This is a genomic window from Lactobacillus sp. N54.MGS-719 (assembly GCF_000980505.1).
Classification (GTDB): domain Bacteria; phylum Bacillota; class Bacilli; order Lactobacillales; family Lactobacillaceae; genus Lactobacillus; species Lactobacillus amylovorus.
In genome coordinates this window covers 39,422-59,779 of record NZ_LARO01000001.1, presented here as the reverse complement: position 1 = coordinate 59,779, position 20,358 = coordinate 39,422, and the positions used below count along the sequence as shown (strand labels likewise).

The window sequence follows — 20,358 nt, the reverse complement described above, 5'->3', positions numbered from 1 at the left end:
ATATTCACGAAATAAGCTAAATTGAATTTAGCTTATTTTTTTAGCAAAAGATTGTTTAGTTGCTCTTCAAATAAAGGCATCCATTTCTCTAAATAGCCAGCACGCGTTGGATGGATTTCATCAGCCATATAAAGTGAATCTTGCTTTTTAAATTCGGAATTATGATAAAGATCCAGTACTTGAACTCCCCATTTTTTAGCAAGTTCAAGCGTACTATCTACCATTTGTTCATACAAATTACTTTCAAAGTATGGATTGGTATAAATCAAAATAGGACAATCCCACTTTTTGTGTGCTTCATTGACGATATACTCAATAGAACCAATAATGGTTTGCGTATCAAAAGTATCATCTGAACTGATTTTACCCAGTTTTTGATTGGTATTGGCATCATTAGTTGACAGTTGCAAGACAAGCATGTCTGGCTTATCTTCTTTAAGCTCTTCCTTAAAACGGGCAACGTATGAGTCACCATGATAGCTTGTATCTTGATCTACCAAAGTCGTGCCATTTTCAGCATCTTTAATAGCGTCGATTCCGTCTTTCTTCCATAAATAATCTACAAATGATTCACCTAAGGCACCAAAGCCAAAAGTAACTGATGAACCTAAGAACAAAATCTTCTTATGACGCAATGGACTTTCAATCGTTTTAACACTATTCAAACTATACTTGCGGCTGTTGCCAGGCAAATATGCAAGTTCAGTATATTTACGTTGATTTAGGGGATGCTCATCCAAATCCATTCTCAACTCATTTAAGGCAACATCAGACAAATCATTATTTTGTCTAATAGGTATTAAAAAAGTTTCGTTACTCATTATTTTTCCTTTTCTAGATAAGACTTAATTACCTTCCAATCTTTAATAATATCATCACTTAGTTTGCGATTGTAAAAAACAGCAGCTGGATGATATTCAGGAAAGATCGTGTATTTTTGTTTTGACCAAACATAACCATCTTTTTGTGGATTGAGCCGTAAAATTGGCGTATTTTCAATTACTTTGCCATGTTCTTCCGATATTTTATGTCCTAGGCCAAGCAAACGTTCCAATCCGGTATTGCCTAAAGCGACTATTAATTTAGGTTGCGCATAATCTATTTCATAGTCTAAAAAAGGTGCATGCGCTAAAACTTCCTTTTTGGTTGGCTTGCGATTGGGATACTTAGTAACTTCCTTATTCTCACGTTTACTAAAGACCTTTTTAATTGCATATGGTCTGCTTCTGACTGCACTAGTAATGTAGACATCATCTCTAGTTAAGCCGATCTGTGCTAAAGATTTATTTAATTCTTTGCCTGCATCCCCACTAAAAGGAATGTTATTAACTATTTCATTTCTGCCGGGTGCTTCACCAATAATCATCAACTTAGGATGCTTAGGTCCACTACCTGAATTGATTCCTTCAAGTCGCATACCTGCAGAACGTTTTTTAACTTCATCTATCAACTCTTGAGAATAGTTCAACCACTTTTCCTCCCTTCATTTTTTCTAACATTTACATTATAAGTAATGCCGACCACTATTTCACTTTTTTGCTTTTTAGAGTATAATAAACACAATTTAATACTAAACAAAAGCCGCCGGTGTGGATAACTGGTGGCTTTTGTTTTAATTCCACATAGAATGTTGATTTTTTGAAATTAGCTTTCACAAGCCGTAAGTCTCTTTATATCAGCAATTATAAGCATTATTTTGCCACTTTGTGATATAATATGTATGTTACACAGTCGTTTCACACTTAATTATTTTCACAAACTAATGTAAAAAAATAGTCGATTCTTACGAATCGACTATTTTTCATTTTATTAACGACGTGCTTCAGCAATTCTTGCTGACTTGCCGTGACGTTCACGTAAGTAGTAAAGCTTAGCGCGACGTACACGACCATGACGCTTAACTTCTACCTTAGCAACACGTGGGTCGTTAACTGGGAAAGTTCTTTCAACACCAACACCTGAAGCAATCTTACGAACAGTGTAAGTAGCACCGATGCCAGTACCCTTCTTCTTAATTACAACACCTTCGAATAACTGAATACGTTCGTGAGTACCTTCAACAACACGTACGTGAACAGTAACAGTATCACCTGCACGGAAAGCAGGAATATCGTCACGAATTTGTTCTTTAGTTAATTCTTGAATTAATGGATCCATAATATATTTTTCTCCTTCTTCGGTCTTCATCAACGCACCAGCGCCAGCGGAACACCCATAACTTATAAATTCCGTGGAAAATCCACGCTTACTAGTATAACAAGGTTAGACTAACTGTTCAAGTTAAAAATCAATTACTAACCTAGCTTTTTTATCTTTGTAGTAAAATATTTTTTATAAATCAAGGAAGAGTAATGAATAAAATAGTAAATTTTTTGGGCAAGCCACGTACTATCAAAAATGTGATTAAAAACCGTAAAATTTCTTGGTTAGAATTATTCTATGATTTAATTTTTGCTGTAGTCTTTTCACGACTAACGGAAAGCTTACTAGAACATCAAACACTAACCGGATTTATTAATGCAATCCTGACATTTTTCTGGCTAATTTTGGGTTGGGGCGAGCTCAGTGGTTATTTTGATAACCATGGTAACGATTCAATTATCAACATTTTAATTATTAATATTGATATGATCTTAATTGGCGTTAGTCTTTACCTAGTAATCATTGATGGGAATCTTGAAAGCAAAATTTTATTTAGTTTTTCTTTGATCCTCATGCTGCTAATGATCCGAGTTTTGTTTTTAATCAGTATTCATTTCAAATTGTCAAAACTTGAGGTCAAACTTAGCTGGATTCTCCTGATTGAAATGATCATCAATCTAGCAGCTGCCTTTTTACCAGCCATGGGAATGATCCTTTTAGATATTCTTGTTTTAATTATTATCGCAGGTTAAGGTAGAATAATTCTAAAAAGATAAACAATAAAAAGACATGATCACTTAAATCCAAGTTATCATGTCTTTTAGTTTGCTGTTTTTATTTTAATTTGTTTCAGCTTTAATGTCAGCCAGCATCTTCTTTTCTTCATCTGAAAGCTCACGCTTTTCAAGCATATCAGGTCGATGAAGATAAGTTGCCTTTAAAGCTTGATAATGGCGCCATTCGTCAATCTTTTGGTGGTTGCCACTAGTTAAAACCTCCGGCACCTTTTGGCCTTCAAAGTCTGCTGGGCGAGTATATTGTGGGTATTCAAGCAAGCCATGAGAGAAGCTCTCTTCAACTGGACTGGCCGCATTACCCAAGATACCAGGAATTAAGCGCACCGTAGCATCAATCATGCTCATTGTTGGCAATTCACCGCCAGTTAAGACGTAATCGCCAATTGAAACTGTTTCATCAGCTAAGTCATACACGCGTTGGTCAAAGCCTTCATAGTGACCACAAATAAAGGTTAATTCATCTTCCTTAGCCCAATCCTGTGCCATTTTTTCATTAAAGGTTTTGCCTTGTGGCGCAGTAATAATTATCTTACCAGTTGAAGGAAGTGAATCAAGCGCCTTCTTGATTGGCATGATTTGTAAAACCATGCCGGCTCCACCACCATATGGGGTATCGTCAACATGATGATGAACATCGGTAGTGAAATCACGGAAATTAACTAAATTGAGATCCCACTTTTTGTCTTCAAGACCACGCCCTAACATTGAAACCTGTAATGGAGTAAACATATCTGGAAAAAGGGTTAAAACATTAATCTTCATCGCGCAAGCCCTCCATTAATTCTACATAAACCTTCTTGTTAGGAACATCAACCTTTTTTACTACGTCTGCAATATTAGGAATCCAATATTCTTTACCGTCATCTTCATGAACTAACCAAATATCATTAGCACCGGGCGATTGAATATCAGTAATTTTACCTAATCTTTTTCCAGATTCTTCATCAATCACATCGCAGTCAAAAATATCTTTGTAGTAATAAACACCTTCTGGCAATTCACCACGATTATCTTCACTAACTACCAAAATTTGACCACGAAGTTTTTCTGCCTCATCAATATCAGTTACTTCATCAAATTGAAGCAGCCAAAATTGTTTGAAAGGACGGCTCTTTTTAATAGTCAAAATTCGATCAGTATCAGCCTTTAAAGCTAGCTGCATCCCTTCCGCAAAACGATCTTCCGGGAAATCTGTAATCACGTTAACTTTAACTTCACCATTTAGGCCATGCGTGGTTAAAATCTTTGCAACATCAAAATATTGCATTTTTTCTCCTTTATAGTAACAAAAAAAGCTTGAAGCACTCGGCATCAAGCTTTCTCTAATAGCAAATTACTTGTTGTATTTTGCATCGTGCAACTTAGCCATCAAGCCAGCACCTGAAAGAAGTGATCTAACAGTGTCTGAAGGTTGTGCACCCTTTTGTAACCATTCAAAGATCTTGTCTTCGTCAAGCTTCAATTCCTTTGGTTGTGAAACTGGGTTGTAGTAACCAACTTGTTCGATGAAACGACCGTCACGTGGCATACGTGAGTCTGCAACAACGATTCTGTAGAATGGCTTTCTCTTGGCACCAGCGCGGTGCATACGAATTTTAACTGACATAAATTAATTTCCTCCTAAAACTTAACGATTAATAATATACCACCAAAACAAATGGGTGTAAAGTATTTTTCCTTAACAGCTTCATTTTTTATGAATGATATCTCTTAACCTTACGCAGACGCTTCTTCTTGTTCTTCTTGAAGTTCTTATTCATGCGGCGCATAGCCATCTTGGCCATTGGTGAATCCATACCAGGCAAGTTGCTTAAGCCCTTCATGTTACCCTTAGTAACCTTGCTCATCATTTCGCGCATTTGCTTAAATTGCTTGATCATTCGGTTTACTTCAACAACGGGACGACCAGAACCGGCGGCAATTCTTCTACGACGGCTAGGATTCAAAATATCTGGATTTTCACGTTCTTCTTCAGTCATTGAGTAAACAATCGCTTCAGTATGATCGATTTGCTTTTGATCAACGTTCAAATTCTTAAGTTGAGGATTATTAGCAAGACCAGGAATCATCTTCATAATTTGATCCAAAGGTCCCATCTTTTGTACTTGTTCAAGTTGATCGACAAAGTCATTGAAGTCGAAGGTGTTTTCACGCATCTTTTCAGCAACTTTTTGTGCTTCCTTGGCATCGTAATCTTGTTGAGCCTTTTCGATTAAGGAAAGCATATCACCCATACCAAGAATTCTTGAGGCCATTCTGTCTGGGTGGAAGACATCCAAGTCACTTAATTTTTCACCTTGACCAGTGAAGAGGATTGGCTTACCAGTAACGGCACGAATAGAAAGTGCAGCACCACCACGGGTATCACCATCCAATTTAGTCAAGATAACGCCAGTAACGTCAAGACGTTCATCAAAGCCCTTAGCCACATCGGTAGCAGCTTGACCAGTCATGGCATCAACTACAAGCAAGATGTTGTCAGGGTTGGCAACCTTCTTTACTCGTTCAAGTTCTTCCATTAATGGTTCATCGATTTCAAGACGACCAGCCGTATCGATTAAAACATAATCGTTTTTGTTCTTTTCAGCTTCAGCTAAACCATCTTGAACAATCTTGGCAACGTCCTTTTCACCATCTTCGCTATAAACCGGCACCTTCAATTGTTCACCAATTTGCTTAAGCTGATCTACAGCGGCAGGACGATAAATATCGCCAGCAATCAAAAGTGGACGAGCCTTCTCGGTCTTTTGCAAATGGTAGGCTAACTTACCAACAGTAGTAGTCTTACCAGTACCTTGCAAACCAACCATCATAATAATGGTAGGAATGTGCTTAGACTTGTTAAGAGGAACTGCTTCCTCACCCATCATCTTAGTTAATTGCTCATTAACAATCTTGATGACTTGTTGGCCTGGGTTAAGACTTTCTTGAACTTCCTTACCCAATGCTTCTTTCTTGATTGTCTTGATAAAGTCCTTAACAACCTTGAAGTTAACGTCGGCCTCAAGCAAAGCTAATCTAATTTCACGACTAGCTTTATTAATATCTTCTTCTGAAACTTTACCTTTACCGGTTAAATTTTTTAATGCTTTTTGAATTCGTTCACTTAAATTTTCAAAAGCCATGGGTTACTCTCCCCTCAATTGATTTAATAAATTCGTTATTTCATTTTTAGCAGTTTGACTATCATCATTATCAATCGACAATAATACGTCCGCCAATACATTTTCAATATGGTCATTATCCCGGCGCATATGAAGCTTGTCTTCATAGTTCTGCAAAATTTTGCTCGACCGTTTCAAATTATCATAAACGGCTTGTCTTGATACATGATGATTTACAGCAATTTCACCTAGGGACAAATCATTATAGTAATAATCTTCAAAATATGATTGTTGGCCCCGAGTCAGCAATGTGCCGTAATAGGCATATAAATCGCCAAGCTCTTCATTTTTAGTTAATTCATCCATTAAGTTTCACCAGCCTTTAGTATATCAAAAAAGGCCCCTGATCAAAACGATCAAGACCCTTCTTTTCTAATTTTACTTGGCAAAACCGGTTAAAATACTACCACCGACGATAAAAATCAACCCAATAACAATGTAGGTCATTTCACGTTTAGATTTTTCTTCATGTAAGAACCAGATACCACCCGACACCGGCAATACTGTTTCGCCAAATCATCTTATTGCGATAAACTGCTGTTGAATGTGATGCAATGACATAAACTACAGTACCAACTAAAACACCGAGCATTTCTGGAAAAATATAATCTAATCCGTTCACGCCAGGATTAATATCCTTGGCAATCAGCTTTGGAAAACTTGAATAAATCCAGAAACCAATCGTTGTAATGAGCAAGAAGGCAATATTTTTAGCGTTAGCATCGCCTGATCCCTTGTCATCACTCTTAGAACTTAATACGATACCAATTACTACCAGTGCTAAGGCAATGAAACCAATAACTTTTGCTTGTGCCGTTGGCCATTCGCCAAAGATTAAAACACCAATTAATGAGTTACCTACTAATTGAAAACCAGCTGAAAGTGGAATAGTACCACTAACACCGATTCGGGTATATGAAATGAATTGTCCCATTTGTCCAATTGTCCATAGCATCCCTGCTACAAAGGCAACTGCCCAAGTTGCAGCATCAAATGCTGGTCTAGTGAACAAATAAATAATAAGAGCAGTAGCTGAAGCACCAATACCCATTCCTGCAATCTGGCTTTGAGGCGAATCTTTAACAGTTAATGGGATAAGGCACCAGCCAATAATGTTAACTAAAGCGATTAATAAAGCCATAACTCTATTTTTTGTTTGTAACTAAAAGTAAACACTTTCAACGTACTCAAAGTGAAATATTTAAAATTATTCAGTTGATTTTTTAACGTATTTTTAATTATAATGAAGTACATACCATATTATTTTTAAGGAGGAGTTGCGTTGTGAATCTTTGGCAAAGAATGAACAAAAAAGAAGATCCACGCGTCTATGAAAACAAAGATGGACACCTGGTTCGCTCATTGAAGGTAAAAGACTTTTTAGCATTAGGTGTCGGAACGATCGTCTCTGCTTCGATCTTTACCCTACCTGGAGAAGTTGCAGCGATGCATACCGGACCTGCCGTTGCTATTTCCTTTGTTTTAGCAGCTGTTGCAGCAGGACTTGTAGCTTTCGCTTACGCAGAAATGGCAGCAGCTATGCCTTTTGCCGGCTCAGCTTATTCATGGATCAACGTTGTTTTTGGTGAATTCTGGGGTTGGGTCGCAGGATGGGCGCTTCTTGCCGAATACTTCATTGCCCTAGCTTTCGTCGGATCCGGACTTTCAGCTAACTTCCGTGCACTGATTGCACCATTAGGTCTTAAACTACCAAATTCATTATCAAATGCGTTTGGTAATAACGGCGGAATCATTGATGTCATCTCTCTTGTTTCTATTCTTTTAGTTTCAATCTTGATCAGTCGTGGTGTTTCAAGAGCAGCTCGAGTAGAAAACGGTTTGGTAATCTTAAAAGTTTTAGCAATTTTGCTCTTTATTGTAGTTGGTTTAACCGCAATTAAAGCTTCAAACTTTACTCCATTTATTCCAGAATACCGCATGACTGCTAACGGACCATTTGGTGGCTGGCAAGGAATTTACGCAGGTGTTTCAATGATCTTCCTATCATACATCGGCTTTGACTCAATTGCGGCCAACTCAGCTGAAGCTATTAATCCACAAAAGACGATGCCACGTGGTATCTTGGGTTCATTAGCTATCGCTGTTGCTTTATTTGTTGGTGTAAGTCTTGTACTTGTCGGAATGATGCCTTACCAAAAATACGCTAACTCTGCTGAACCAGTTGGGCTTGCTCTTCGCTATGCTGGACATCCAATTGTGGCTGTCGTTGTACAAACCATCGCCGTTCTTGGGATGTTCACTGCTTTAATCGGAATGAGTATGGCTGGTTCGAGATTGATTTACTCTTTTGGTCGTGATGGGATGCTTCCTAAATGGTTAGGTAAGTTAAATGCGGATCGTCGACCCAATAATGCATTATGGACTTTAACTGTTGTAGCCATTTTACTGGGTGCCTTCTTCCCATTCTCAATGTTGTCACAACTTGTTTCAGCAGGTACGTTAATCGCATTTATGTTTGTATCTTTAGGTATTTATAAATTGCGTCCACGTGAAGGCAAAGATATTGATGATCCATCATTTAAGATGCCATTTTACCCAGTATTGCCTGCCTTTGGCTTCTTAGCTACATTAGTTGTCTTCTTAGGATTAGACTATCAAGCTAAGCTTTACGCTGGTATCTGGTTTATTTTGGGCTTAATCATTTACTTTGGTTATGGTATTCATCACTCAATTTTGGATAAAAAGAAATAAACTTTTATTAAACTTTTATAAAGCAAAAGGTGCCTAGGAAAAATATTCCTAGACACCTTTTTTGATTTTAATATTAATCTTTGTTTTCGCTTGATTTAAGCATCTTCTTTAATACATTAACCAAACCTAAGGTTTCATCTTTGCTCAGCATCCCTGTAATGGTTTGATCAGTTTCTTCACGGTGCTTTTCAACCTTCTTGCATAAATCTAAGCCTTTATCTGTTTCAACCGCTGTATTGTCAGAAACAGTAATTAAATTCTTTTGTTCAAGCTTAGAAGCTATTTGCTTAATCTTTTCATCTGTAACATGAAGCTCTTTAGCCAATTTGCTAAAGGTTTTACCATTCTTATGATGACGCAATTCAATTAAGAATTCGAGTTCATTAGCATCAATATCAAAACTCTTTAAGTCATCATTCATTTGCTTTTCAACTTCATTGCTGATCTTAGTCAGAAATGAACCAATTGTACCTTCTGCCATCTATATCTGCCTTTCAAATTCACAAAAAAGCAGCGAAACGCTGCTTTTTTTATCTATTATTAAAGATTTTCATCCATGTTGAAAGTCAACTTAGACATGTTGATTGAGTCAATCATCATTTGACCCCATAACTTTTCAGTTTCCTTACGAGTATGAGCAACAGTCTTTTGGTTTTCTTTAGTCAAGAATTCAGTCAATTCATCGCCTGACTTGCCTTCCGAGTCCTTGATAATTTCTTCAACACGACCTCTGAAGTAACGGTTAAGTTCAGTAAGGTAAGTAGTATCAAGTTGAACAAATTGTGGGTAGTGACTTTCTACAATGGCTGCAAATGACTTGTAGTACCACCATGCGTCATTCATGTTGTAATCCATTGAAGTATTGTTAAATGAAGGATCAGTATCGTTCATGTTAGCAAAGAATGGAATGAATGGAGTAAATGTTGGACCACCAATACATAACCACATAATTGCGGCACGGTCTTCTGGAACATCACTTCTGATTTGCAAGATATGAGCGTTTTGTGTACGGTTCAAACCAATTGGACGGTAGCGGTGCTTTTCTTCATCGGTACCCTTACCAAATGGATCATATGGAGTGTCTTGGTAGTGTGAACCTAATGCAAATTCAATATCTTCCTTGGTAATCTTCTTAGCAGCCTTACGGATGAATGGAATATCACCATCTTGTGGGTCTTGTTCAATTTCAGGGTTGAACAACTTTTGAATGTACCATTGACGGTTAGTGTTGTAGTGACGGTCTTGTTCAGTGTAAGTACCGAAAATGTGACGGAAGTTCCAGCCTTCGTGATCTGGGTTCAAGTGGTGCTTTTCAACGAATTCTTGAATGCCTTCACTCCACATGAAGTAATCAGGGTTGTCGAAGTCAACTTGTTCAATAGCTACACGGTTACCAGTTGCAGCGTAGCAATCATCTGGAATACGTTCTGCTACCCAGTGGTGACCAGTAACGATTTCCATGTACCAGATTTCATCTTTGTCACTGAATAAAACTGAGTTACCAGCAGGTGAACCGTACTTAGCAATCAATTTACCCAAGTACTTAACACCATCACGAGCTGAGTGAATGTATGGCAATACTGAAGTTTGCATACAGTCTTCATCCAAACCATCCTTAACAAGTGGATCGAATGCTAAGGTTCTTTCGTTACCGTAAGTTGATTCGGTACATGACATAGCAACGTTTTCTTGGTTAATACCACTTTCGTCGTAGTAACCACGGTGCTTGTAATCAACATTAGGTACGGCTGGAACACGTTGAGCATCTTCTGGAAGATCCATTTCAAACTTGTTAAGCCATGACTTAATGTGCTTCTTTTCACCATGACGAGCTGGTTCAATAATGAACTTTTGTGGGGTAATAGGACGGAAAGTATCATCGTTACGAGCAATCATGGTAGTGCCATCGATTGATGCTTTCTTACCTACTAAGATAGTAGTACAAGCGCTATATTCTTTCATAAAATTCTCCTTATAACTAATATAGTATATGCTTTTACTTTATCACTAGACTAGGCCGTGGAAAAGACCAATAGCATAATTTGCAGCATCAAAATCTGCTAAATCTTCTGCCTTTTCACCTAAACCAACCAATTTAACTGGCAACTTCATTTCGTTACGGATTGCCAAAACAACTCCACCCTTTGAAGAGCCATCAAGCTTAGTTAAAACTAAACCGGTTAACTTAGTGGTCTTGTCAAAGTCTTTGGCCTGCAAAAGGGCATTTTGTCCAGTTGAACCATCAAGAACCAATAAAGTTTCTGCTGGTTGTTCAGGCAATAATTTCTTGATCGTTCTTTGAATCTTTTCAAGCTCAGCCATCAAGTTCTTCTTATTTTGCAAACGACCTGCTGTATCAACTAACAGATAATCAGCTTTTTCTTTAATTGCCCGTTCAGTAGCATCGTAGACAACTGAAGCAGGATCTGCCTTCTCTTTACCAGTTACAACAGGGACACCAACACGCTTGCCCCATTCTTCCAATTGTTCAACCGCACCTGCTCTAAAAGTATCGGCTGCAGCCAAAATAACGGATTTACCTTCATCTTTAAAGCGTTTAGCCAATTTACCAATGGTAGTAGTCTTTCCGGCACCGTTAACTCCGACAAAAAGGTAAACATTAGGTTTAGCGTCAGGATCGTAAGCTAATTTTTCATCCTTACCTTGACCACCTTGGTCGTAAAGGTCAACCAATTTTTCAACGATTACTTGCTTCAAATCATCACGTGATTTAGCATTTTGCAACTTAGCTTCTTCACGCAATTCATCAGTTAATTGTTCAGCTGTTTCAAAACCAACATCAGATTCAATCAACAAATCTTCAAGATCATCAAAGAAGTCTTCATCTACTGATCTAAATCTTGCAAAGAAGGCATTTAAACGCGCACCAAAACCTTTATTGGTTTTTTCAAGCCCCTTTTCATAAAGCTTTTCTTGAGCATCTTCTTCATCAGAGGATTTTTCCTCATCATTTTCTTGCTCTGCTGGTTGTTCTTCTTCAGTTTCAGATTCAGCCTCATGTGTTTTTTCTTCGGCTGGCTTCTCTTCTACTGGTTCAGACTCTTCAGAATTTTCTACTTCAGTAGCTTGTGGTTCTGGTTCTACTTCAGTTTCAGATGTAGGTTCATTTTCAGCCTCAGAGGTAGTTTCTGCTTCAGATTCTTCTGTTGTAACAGTTTCTTCAGCTGATTTTTCTTTTTCAGGTTCAGCTGATTCTTCTGATCCTTGTTCTTGCTTTTCTTCTTCCTCTTGTTTTGGCTGTTCTTCTTTTTTCTCTTCTCCGTCCTCGTCTTTTTTACCAAAGAGAGACTTTTTAATTCGATCAAATAATCCCAATTATCTCACCTCATGTTTGTTCTTTAATTCTTTTAATGATACAGACAATACTTGAGAAACACCAGATTCTTGCATTACTACACCATACAATTGATCAGCCTTACGCATAGTTCCACGTCTATGAGTAATTACAATAAACTGCGTCTTCATATCGTACTTAAGCAAAAACTGGGCAAATCGAGTTACATTTGCATCATCAAGGGCAGCTTCCACCTCATCTAGTACACAGAATGGTACTGGATTTACTTGCAACATTGCGAACAGCAAAGTAATAGCAGTTAAGGCTCTTTCACCACCAGAAAGCAAACTTAAGCGTTGCAATTTCTTGCCAGGTGGTTGAGCGATAATTTCAATTCCTGTTTCAAGCAGGTTATTTGGCTCGGTTAGTTCAAGTTTAGCCTTTCCTCCGCCAAAGACTACAGGGAAGATTTGCTTAAAGCTGTCTGCAATTGTATTAAACGTATCCTTGAATCGAGTTTTAACCTCTTCATCAAGTTCATTCATGGACTTTTCAAGATCGTCACGTGCCTTAAGCAAGTCGTTTTGTTGACCACTCAAGAAGTCATAACGCTTTTTAACATCTTCATATTCTTGAATTGAATCAAGGTTAACTGGACCAATATCTTCAATTGACATGCGATGCAGTTTAACGCTCTTAGCTAATTCATTTCTGGTGTCTTCATCATTTTCGCCTTCAGCCTGAGCAAGAGCTGCCTCATAAGTTAATGAGTAATCATCACGCAAAGTTTCAAGACGTTGATTAATTGCACTGTTGAACTTAGCTAGTTGCACTGAATAGCCTTCTTGTTCAATCGCGGCATCCTTACGCAATTCATAGTTTCGACTAGCTACTTGATCCAGCTGATTGATTTGCGCATCAAATTGACCCAATTGTGAACTAAGCTCATTCAACTTGGTTTGTAAGTCTTCAGTTTGCTGCTTGAGGTCTGCTTTTTGCTTCTTCAGATCGGTATTCTTTTGAACTGAACGCTCACCACTTTGAGTTAAATCTTGCAGTTTGTGCGTCAAATCAGCAGTTTGTTCTTGATTATTTCTAATCTGCTGTTTCTTCTCATTTTCTTGGCTACGCAAGTTTTCTAATTTGTTGGTATAAACCGCAATATCTGGATCCAACTTGGAAAGCTGATCTTGAACCTTTTGACTCAAGCTGTTAAAGTTTCTAATTCGCTCTTGCAGCTGATTCATTGCAGTTCTTTGCTCTTTACCTTGCTTAGTCAATTCATTTTGCTTGGTTTGAGCTTCTTCAATCTGCTGCTTTAATTCTTTAATCCGAGAATCACGTTCTTTGATTCTAGATTCGTACAAATTATTAGCATCGGTTAAACGCTTAACTTCTTTTTCTTGACTTTGGAAAGAAATAGCAACTTCATTAATTGCTTGATTAGTTTCTTGCAAAGAACTTTGAAGCTTTTGTAATTCAGCATTTGCTCTTTGGGCTTGATCAACTAAGGTTTCAAGTTGATTCTGATCTTCTCTCAAAGTCTTAGTCAAAGTCTTGATTTGTGCTTCTAACTGATTGATTTCAGTAGCGGTTTGCAATGGAGAGTTATTCCGCTGATTTCTTTGTCCACCAGTCATGGAACCACCAGGTGAAATTACATCCCCATCCAAAGTAACGATTCGATAGCGATTGATGCGCTTAGAAATAGATAAAGCAGTATCAATCGTATCTACAATAATTACGCTACCCAATAAGTAATTGATTGCAGCGTTAATATTATGCTCAGTTTTGCTTTCAACTAAATCGCTAGCTACGCCTCTAAACCCCTCATATGATTCAAGTGTAGTAACGGTTGATTGAGGGATGCCATATTGACGTAAACCGTCTAATGGCAAGAAAGTGGCACGACCTGCACGATTGCGCTTCAATTGGTTAATTGCGTTTCTAGCACTAATTCTGCTATCGGTAATTAAATCCTGAACGCCGCCCCCAAGAGCAGTGGTCATCGCAGCTTCTAGTTCAACTGGGAAGGAAATCAATTCGCCTACTGCACCAATTACGCCAGGAAAGGCATTCATGTTGTTTAAAACATTACGAACACCATAGTAATAACCCTCGTGACGTTTTTGGATGTTAACTATAGCTTCATGACGAGCCTCAATTTTTTCTAATTTTCCTCGCTCATCGGCAACTGTCTGACGCAATTGATTAACCTTATTAGTCAAGTCGCTATTTTGATCGCCAACTTCGGCTAACTTGATCTTTTCACTCTTGCGCTTTTCAGTTAAAGTTTTGCCTTCGGCACGGAGCTTCTCGAGTTCAGTCTTTGCCTCACTTAATTGCTTTGAGACATCGCTATTTTGATAACTAGTATCGGCTTTGCTTCGCTTTAATTCAGTATTCAAGTTAACGATTTGGTTATTAGTCGTCGCTTGATCTTGAAGCAACTGAATATAATCATTTCTGAAGCTTTCCAGTTTCTTATTTAATTCTTCTGGATCTTCCTTTAATTCTGCAGTTAATTCATCACGTTGCTTTTGTAAAACAGCCTGCTTATCCTTTAACTCTGTCGCATTCTTTTGCAAAGAAGCCAAGTCTTCATTTAATTTAACCAGGCTATTTTTCAAACTCTTAACTTGATTTTGATACTCGACCTTAGTCGCATCATCAAACTGACGAGATTGCTCTGCCATTTGCAAGCTAGCATCCAAATCGGACAACTTCTTACTTAATTCAAGCAGTTGCTTTTGCGTATTATCACGCTCAGTTTGCAGTTTCTTATACTCGCCTCGTTTTTCAGAAACTGCATCTTGAGAGTCCTTAACTTCATTATCTAATTTAGATAAAAGAACTTGACTCTTCTTAGCAGACTTTTCTACATCTTCTTTTTGACGGTTGATATCTTCAATTTCAAAAGCCAATAGACTCTTTAATTTCTTGTCTAAACCTGCCTTTTGAAATTGATATTCTTTAGCCAGTGAGCTTTGTTCATGTAACGGCTCAAGACGACCTTCGAGTTCTTTAACTAAATCATTAATTCTAATTAAGTTATCTTGTGTCTTTTTGAGTTGCGTCTGTGCTTCTTCTTTTTGCTGCTTAAAGTGAAGCACACCAGCTGCTTCCTCGAAAATAAGTCGTCTTTGTTCTGGACGAGAATTTAAGATTTGATCAACGCGTCCCTGGGAAATAATGGCCAAACTATTTGGTGAAATTCCTGAATCAAGGAAAAGTGCACGAACATCGCGCATTCTAACTTGTTGATTGTTGATCAGAAATTCACTGTCGCCTGAACGCAAAATTCTTCTGGTAATTGAAACTTGATCGGCGTCAAAAGCCAATTCACGATCTTTATTATCAAATACTAAAGTAACTTCTGCTTTATTCAGTGGCTTACGATATTGACTACCAGCAAAAATGACATCCTTCATGTTGGTACCACGAAGGGATTTAGCACTGGATTCACCCATTACCCAACGGATAGCTTCAGTGATGTTACTTTTACCACTACCATTAGGTCCAACGATGCCAGTAATTCCGTCATTAAAATGAATAGTTGTCTTTTCCGCAAATGATTTAAAACCATCAAGCACTAATTCTGTTAATGGCACTTTTTCGTCCCCTTACTCTAATTCTTTTAATGCAGCCTTGGCAGCTTGTTGTTCTGCCGCCTTCTTATTATGGCCTTCGCCGCGAGTCTTAGCCTCATCATTGATCTTTAATTCAACTTCAAAGTGCGATGGCAATTGTGATTCACTGATGACTGAATATTCAATATTAACGGGACCATTTTGTTGCAACAATTCCTGCAAGTCCGTCTTATAATCGCGTGAATCATCAAACTCACCCTTATCAATTAAAGGATAAACTGTTAAATGCAAGAAGTGCTCAACTGCTGGCATCCCTTGATCAAGATATAAAGCACCATTAAAAGCTTCAAAAACGTCTTCTAGTAAAGTTTTACGGCTTCTAGCACCAGCTTTTTCTTCACCATTGCCCAAATGAATTTCTTTTTGAAAACCACATTCAATCGCAAATTCAGAGAAGCCTTCAGTTCTAACAATATTAGATCTTAATCTAGTTAATTCACCTTCATTTAACTTAGGGTAATGACGATACAAATAATTAGATACAGCCAATTCAAGAACGGCATCACCTAAAAATTCTAGTTTTTCATAATCACGAATCCCAGCGTCAGGGTGTTCATTTGAATATGAAGAATGCGTAAATGCTTCTTCTAGTAATTTTTCATTATTAAATTTAACATTATATTCGTCTTTTAATTTCTTTAAAAATTTTGTACTTACCATATAATTGCCCCTTTATACCTAGTAAATTATACCAGTTTTACCACTAAAATTTGAATGTCAAAAAAGACTACTTCAAAAAAATGAAGTAGTCTTTTAATATTTAGTAATTTTTATTACTTAGCGTAAGCTACATTGTACCAGTTAGGGAAACCGTTACCCATTGAAGCTGATGGCTTAAGTGAGTAGCCAGTAAGTTTCTTGTTAACTGCAGTAATAGTGTAACTGTTTGATACAGGAAGAACGTAAGCTTCGTCATCCATGTACTTTTGCCATTCGTGGAATTTATCAATTCTGTATTGGTGGTTGAAGGCCTTTTGTGAGTCCATTTCATCAAGAAGTTGAGTGTTCTTCTTAGTTACGAAACGTGAGTAGTTCATCGGAGCTGTTTTACTGTAAAGGTCGTTTGGTGATGGTTCACTTGAAAGTGACCATGCACCCATGAACATATCAACTGATGGGTCATCGTTTTGAACCTTGTCGTAGAATGAGTTAAATTCAATTAAACGACCGCCAGTAAGCTTAACGTTCAAACCTTCCTTCTTCCATTGTTGGATGTAGTTTTGGATGATTGGTTCTTGGTTAGCATTACCACTCATAGCTGCAAGATGAATAGTCAAAGGCTTACCGTTAGGTTGTACACGGTAAGTACCCTTCTTCTTGTATCCAGCCTTGTCCAAGATTTCGTTACCCTTCTTAATGTTGTATGAGTAACCCTTAACATCCTTGTCGAAGTAGTCACCGAATTGCTTAGGAATCAAAGTAGGAATTCTAAAGCTTAAGCCGTATGAGTAACGCTTAGCAACTTGGTTAACGTTCATACCGTAACCAATGGCTTGACGAAGAGCCTTGTTGTTCATCTTGGACTTAGGGTTCATTACGTTTTCGCCCTTCTTAGCGTCCCACTTACCTACCTTAAAGCCAAGGTATGAGTATGAAAGTGGAACAGTAGCAATGAAGTTAACGCCCTTAGTATTCTTAACGTTTGGCCATTGTGAGTTGATAACTTGGATAACGTCAAACTTGTTTGACTTAATACTTTGAGCAACTGAGTTAGGGTTGATTACAGTAGCGGTAATCTTGCTAAGCTTTGGCTTGCCCTTGTAGTAGTACTTGTTTGGTATCCAAGTAGCTGATTGACCACGAACAAGTTTTTGAAGCTTGTATGGACCAAAGAACAAAGGCTTCTTACGGATCTTGTCGCTTGACATTAAGTCTGAGAATTTAACGTCCTTTAAGTAGTGGTAAGGTGCTGCAGCTTCCCAGATGTAGCCATTACCACTAGTGTTCATACCTGGCTTCATAGTCTTAAAGTGAAGAACAACCTTACGACCATTTTCACCATCTGGCATTTCAAGACCAGAAATAGTGCTTGCCTTACCTTCGTGGTATTCTTTCAAACCTACCAAGTCAGCTAAACTTGCAGTGTAACGTTGTGACTTAGAATCCTTGTTAGCAATAATTTCATAAGCGTATTCGTAGTCCTTAGCGGTTACTTGCTTACCATCTGACCACTTAACGCCCTTCTTAATGTTGATAGTTGCAGTCTTGGCCTTTTGGTCAATCTTAATGGTAGCTGCACCCTTATTAGTGAAGACATAATGATCATCAGTTGAGAAAAGTGATTCAGCACCATATTGCATAACTTCGGTATCAGTTGCTGAAGTTGAAAGTTCATCATTAAAAATACCTGTGAATGGGGTATCGGTTTCAACAGCAACCTTTACAGTACCACCGTTCTTGGTAGCCTTCTTTGGAACAACTGAACTAAACTTAGCAGCAGTTGAAGCTTCATTAGCGTTTTGATTAGATGACTTCCCACAAGCTGCTAAAGTAAGAGCAACACCTGATAAAAGTGTAATGCCAGCAAATACTTTTGCCTTTTTCATTAGTAAAAATCCTCCATAACTTGGAACAAGTTGATACTATCAATAATAGCACTATTACAAAATAGTTACAATAGCATGAAAACGGCAGGTATCTTTTTAAGACATCTGTCGCTTTTTTATGTTAGTTATTAGATTTTTAATATGAAAGTTTATGTAAAGGATTATTTATTGTTTAGAAATTTTGGAGATTTTTACTAATGTGCCTAATTACTTAGCGTAACCTACTTGGTACCATAATTGGTGACCGTTGTTGTTTTGTGATGGCTTAGTTGAGTAACCGGTGATCTTGTTGTTTACAGCATTGATACTGTATGAGTTGCTGGTTGGGATTACAAAGGCTTCATCGAACATGTACTTTTGCCATTGGTGGAAGACCTTTACACGGTACTTAGTGTTAAATGACTTCTCTGAGTCCATTTCAGCAAGCAGCTTGTTGTTTTCTGGAGTTACGAAACGTTCGTAGTTCATTGGTGAAGTTTCACCGTACATGCTTCCTTGTGATGGTTCAGAAGCTAAGCTCCAACCTGCTTGGAAGAAGTCGATATCCTTAGAATCGTTTTGAACCTTGTCGTAGAATGAGTTGAATTCCATCAAACGACCACCAGTAAGCTTAACGTTCAAACCGATCTTGTGCCATTGTTGTAAGTAGTTTTGAGCAATAGCTTCAGCGTTTGGTGAACCTGACATAGCAGCAAAGTGAAGTACTAATGGCTTACCGTTAGGTTGTACACGCCACTTACCCTTCTTCTTGTAGCCAGCCTTGTCCAATAATTGGTTAGCCTTCTTCAAGTTGTAGTTGTAGCCCTTGATGCTGCTGTCGTGGTATTCACCGAAGCCTGAAGGAATTAAAGTATTAACTCTGAAGTTCAAGCCTTGGGTGTAACGCTTGTTAACGGCATCAATGTTCATTGCGTAACCAATAGCTTGACGCAATGACTTGTTGGAAACCTTGGAGTTCTTATCCATGACATTCTTGCCAGTCTTAGCGTCCCATTTACCCATCTTAAAACCAACGTAGTTGTATGCCAATGGAACTTGAGCAACCCAGTTAACACCCTTGGTGTTCTTAACTTGATCCCATTGTGAGTTAATTACGCCAGCGATATCGAACTTGTGACTCTTAATAGCTTGCGAAGCTGAGTTAGGGCTAACTACTTGGATTACAACCTTGTTTAACTTTGGTTTACCTCTCCAGTAGTACTTGTTTGGTACCCAAGTTACTGATTGACCACGAACAAGCTTATCAAGTTTAAATGGACCAAAGTATAATGGCTTCTTTCTGATTTGATCACATGATTGAAGCTTGTTAAATGGAACATTCTTTAAGTAGTGGTATGGTGCAGCTGATTCCCAGAAGTAGCCGTTACCTGAGAAGTACATACCTGGTCTCATTTGTTTGTAGTGAATTACAATTGTACGACCCTTTTCACCATCTGGCATTTCAATACCAGAAATAGTCTTAGCCTTGCCTTCGTGGTATTCTTTCATACCTTGAATTGACTCAAGAGTTGAATCGTAACGTTGTGCTTGAGTCTTCTTGTTTGCCAAAATTTCGTATGGATATTCAAGGTCTTTAGCATTTACTTGCTTACCGTCTGACCACTTAACACCCTTCTTAACAGTGATGGTTACTGTCTTGGCCTTACGGTCAAGTTTCATAGTTGCGGCACCTTTATTGTTAATTCTGTAATGATCATCAGTATCGAATAATGATTCTTCACCAGGTGCAGCTACATTTGAGTCAATTGCGGAAGTTGATAATTCATCTGAAAAGATTCCAGTAAATGGAGTATCAGTTTCCAAAGCTACAGAAACGGTACCACCCTGCTTGGTAGCTTTCTTAGGAGTTGAATCTGGAAACTTCTTAGCATCCTTTGCTCCTTGGTTATTGCTGTTACCGCTTTGACCACAAGCAGCCAATGCTAATGCGGCCGCGGAAACTACTCCGACAGAACCTAAAATCTTTGTTAATTTCATATAATTATTCCTCCATCTAGGATATCTTTTATGATTTTTATTAAAAATCTTTGAATCAAGTTGATGATTAAATAA

At 38.0% G+C, this 20,358-nt stretch carries 17 protein-coding genes and 1 pseudogene; 2 read left to right on the top strand and 16 right to left on the bottom strand.

The window, feature by feature from the left end:
- Nucleotides 1–32: 32 nt before the first annotated feature.
- The 3 genes from WS44_RS00315 to rplS all read right to left on the bottom strand — a co-directional run bounded on the left by WS44_RS00315 (nucleotide 33) and on the right by rplS (nucleotide 2,157).
- A complete protein-coding gene (locus WS44_RS00315; protein ID WP_046432414.1) occupies nucleotides 33–821 on the bottom strand; it encodes an SGNH/GDSL hydrolase family protein in 789 nt (262 codons plus the stop codon).
- Nucleotides 821–1,468 (bottom strand): uracil-DNA glycosylase, encoded by a 648-nt coding sequence (locus tag WS44_RS00310; RefSeq protein WP_046432412.1) that lies wholly within the window; start codon nucleotides 1,466–1,468, stop codon nucleotides 821–823. The genes WS44_RS00315 and WS44_RS00310 overlap by 1 nt, the downstream gene beginning before the upstream one ends.
- A gap of 341 nt (nucleotides 1,469–1,809) precedes the next feature.
- Nucleotides 1,810–2,157 carry a 50S ribosomal protein L19 gene (gene rplS / locus WS44_RS00305; RefSeq protein ID WP_003629071.1) on the bottom strand — a complete coding sequence of 116 codons (348 nt, stop codon included), beginning with the start codon at nucleotides 2,155–2,157 and terminating at the stop codon, nucleotides 1,810–1,812.
- 194 nt (nucleotides 2,158–2,351) lie between these two features.
- Here rplS and WS44_RS00300 point away from each other — a divergent pair, with 194 nt between their 5' ends.
- A complete protein-coding gene (locus WS44_RS00300; protein ID WP_046432408.1) occupies nucleotides 2,352–2,894 on the top strand; it encodes a low temperature requirement protein A in 543 nt (180 codons plus the stop codon).
- 87 nt (nucleotides 2,895–2,981) lie between these two features.
- Here the strand turns inward: WS44_RS00300 and trmD are convergent, their stop codons facing one another.
- From trmD to WS44_RS00270, 6 genes and pseudogenes are all read right to left on the bottom strand, one after another.
- On the bottom strand, nucleotides 2,982–3,701 hold the full coding sequence (trmD, locus tag WS44_RS00295) for a tRNA (guanosine(37)-N1)-methyltransferase TrmD (protein ID WP_046432406.1): 720 nt from the start codon (nucleotides 3,699–3,701) through the stop codon (nucleotides 2,982–2,984).
- Nucleotides 3,691–4,206 carry a ribosome maturation factor RimM gene (gene rimM, locus WS44_RS00290; protein WP_046432403.1) on the bottom strand — a complete coding sequence of 172 codons (516 nt, stop codon included), beginning with the start codon at nucleotides 4,204–4,206 and terminating at the stop codon, nucleotides 3,691–3,693. The genes trmD and rimM overlap by 11 nt, the downstream gene beginning before the upstream one ends.
- Nucleotides 4,207–4,272: 66 nt before the next feature.
- Nucleotides 4,273–4,545, bottom strand: a complete 273-nt coding sequence (gene rpsP, locus WS44_RS00285; protein ID WP_003547870.1) for a 30S ribosomal protein S16 — start codon at nucleotides 4,543–4,545, stop codon at nucleotides 4,273–4,275.
- Between the two features lie 88 nt (nucleotides 4,546–4,633).
- On the bottom strand, nucleotides 4,634–6,064 hold the full coding sequence (ffh, locus tag WS44_RS00280) for a signal recognition particle protein (protein WP_013642156.1): 1,431 nt from the start codon (nucleotides 6,062–6,064) through the stop codon (nucleotides 4,634–4,636).
- Between the two features lie 3 nt (nucleotides 6,065–6,067).
- The gene (ylxM, locus tag WS44_RS00275) at nucleotides 6,068–6,409 is read right to left on the bottom strand and encodes a YlxM family DNA-binding protein (RefSeq protein ID WP_013438168.1); all 342 of its coding nucleotides are present in this window, start codon (nucleotides 6,407–6,409) and stop codon (nucleotides 6,068–6,070) included.
- 72 nt (nucleotides 6,410–6,481) lie between these two features.
- Nucleotides 6,482–7,244, bottom strand: a pseudogene (locus WS44_RS00270) (GRP family sugar transporter).
- Between the two features lie 143 nt (nucleotides 7,245–7,387).
- Here WS44_RS00270 and WS44_RS00265 point away from each other — a divergent pair.
- Nucleotides 7,388–8,815: an amino acid permease gene (locus WS44_RS00265; protein WP_046432398.1), complete on the top strand. Its 1,428-nt coding sequence runs from the start codon at nucleotides 7,388–7,390 to the stop codon at nucleotides 8,813–8,815.
- Nucleotides 8,816–8,888: 73 nt separating this feature from the next.
- On the opposite strand, the gene WS44_RS00260 is transcribed toward WS44_RS00265, so the two are convergent.
- From WS44_RS00260 to WS44_RS00230, 7 genes are all read right to left on the bottom strand, one after another.
- The gene (locus WS44_RS00260; protein WP_013438171.1) at nucleotides 8,889–9,296 is read right to left on the bottom strand and encodes a MarR family winged helix-turn-helix transcriptional regulator; all 408 of its coding nucleotides are present in this window, start codon (nucleotides 9,294–9,296) and stop codon (nucleotides 8,889–8,891) included.
- 59 nt (nucleotides 9,297–9,355) lie between these two features.
- Nucleotides 9,356–10,777, bottom strand: coding sequence for a C69 family dipeptidase (locus tag WS44_RS00255; RefSeq protein ID WP_013438172.1), 1,422 nt, complete (start codon nucleotides 10,775–10,777; stop codon nucleotides 9,356–9,358).
- Nucleotides 10,778–10,822: 45 nt separating this feature from the next.
- Nucleotides 10,823–12,151 (bottom strand): signal recognition particle-docking protein FtsY, encoded by a 1,329-nt coding sequence (ftsY, locus tag WS44_RS00250; RefSeq protein WP_046432396.1) that lies wholly within the window; start codon nucleotides 12,149–12,151, stop codon nucleotides 10,823–10,825.
- Nucleotides 12,152–15,721, bottom strand: coding sequence for a chromosome segregation protein SMC (smc, locus tag WS44_RS00245; protein ID WP_014565964.1), 3,570 nt, complete (start codon nucleotides 15,719–15,721; stop codon nucleotides 12,152–12,154).
- A gap of 12 nt (nucleotides 15,722–15,733) precedes the next feature.
- Nucleotides 15,734–16,420 (bottom strand): ribonuclease III, encoded by a 687-nt coding sequence (rnc, locus tag WS44_RS00240; RefSeq protein WP_013642162.1) that lies wholly within the window; start codon nucleotides 16,418–16,420, stop codon nucleotides 15,734–15,736.
- A gap of 113 nt (nucleotides 16,421–16,533) precedes the next feature.
- Complete coding sequence (locus WS44_RS00235) at nucleotides 16,534–18,306, bottom strand: oligopeptide ABC transporter substrate-binding protein (RefSeq protein ID WP_046432395.1); 1,773 nt, start codon at nucleotides 18,304–18,306, stop codon at nucleotides 16,534–16,536.
- A 207-nt stretch (nucleotides 18,307–18,513) separates the two neighbouring features.
- Nucleotides 18,514–20,283: an oligopeptide ABC transporter substrate-binding protein gene (locus tag WS44_RS00230; RefSeq protein ID WP_046432394.1), complete on the bottom strand. Its 1,770-nt coding sequence runs from the start codon at nucleotides 20,281–20,283 to the stop codon at nucleotides 18,514–18,516.
- Between the last annotated feature and the right edge of the window lie 75 nt (nucleotides 20,284–20,358).

Excerpts from the sequence above, each read along its gene's own strand:
- rnc (WP_013642162.1), bottom strand. The coding sequence starts at position 16,420 with ATGGTAAGTACAAAATTTTTAAAGAAATTAAAAGACGAATATAATGTT.
- ffh (WP_013642156.1), bottom strand. The coding sequence starts at position 6,064 with ATGGCTTTTGAAAATTTAAGTGAACGAATTCAAAAAGCATTAAAAAAT.
- WS44_RS00300 (WP_046432408.1), top strand. The coding sequence starts at position 2,352 with ATGAATAAAATAGTAAATTTTTTGGGCAAGCCACGTACTATCAAAAAT.
- WS44_RS00315 (WP_046432414.1), bottom strand. The coding sequence starts at position 821 with ATGAGTAACGAAACTTTTTTAATACCTATTAGACAAAATAATGATTTG.
- trmD (WP_046432406.1), bottom strand. The coding sequence starts at position 3,701 with ATGAAGATTAATGTTTTAACCCTTTTTCCAGATATGTTTACTCCATTA.
- WS44_RS00230 (WP_046432394.1), bottom strand. The coding sequence starts at position 20,283 with ATGAAATTAACAAAGATTTTAGGTTCTGTCGGAGTAGTTTCCGCGGCC.
- rimM (WP_046432403.1), bottom strand. The coding sequence starts at position 4,206 with ATGCAATATTTTGATGTTGCAAAGATTTTAACCACGCATGGCCTAAAT.
- WS44_RS00235 (WP_046432395.1), bottom strand. The coding sequence starts at position 18,306 with ATGAAAAAGGCAAAAGTATTTGCTGGCATTACACTTTTATCAGGTGTT.
- ylxM (WP_013438168.1), bottom strand. The coding sequence starts at position 6,409 with ATGGATGAATTAACTAAAAATGAAGAGCTTGGCGATTTATATGCCTAT.
- WS44_RS00260 (WP_013438171.1), bottom strand. The coding sequence starts at position 9,296 with ATGGCAGAAGGTACAATTGGTTCATTTCTGACTAAGATCAGCAATGAA.
- rplS (WP_003629071.1), bottom strand. The coding sequence starts at position 2,157 with ATGGATCCATTAATTCAAGAATTAACTAAAGAACAAATTCGTGACGAT.
- rpsP (WP_003547870.1), bottom strand. The coding sequence starts at position 4,545 with ATGTCAGTTAAAATTCGTATGCACCGCGCTGGTGCCAAGAGAAAGCCA.
- WS44_RS00255 (WP_013438172.1), bottom strand. The coding sequence starts at position 10,777 with ATGAAAGAATATAGCGCTTGTACTACTATCTTAGTAGGTAAGAAAGCA.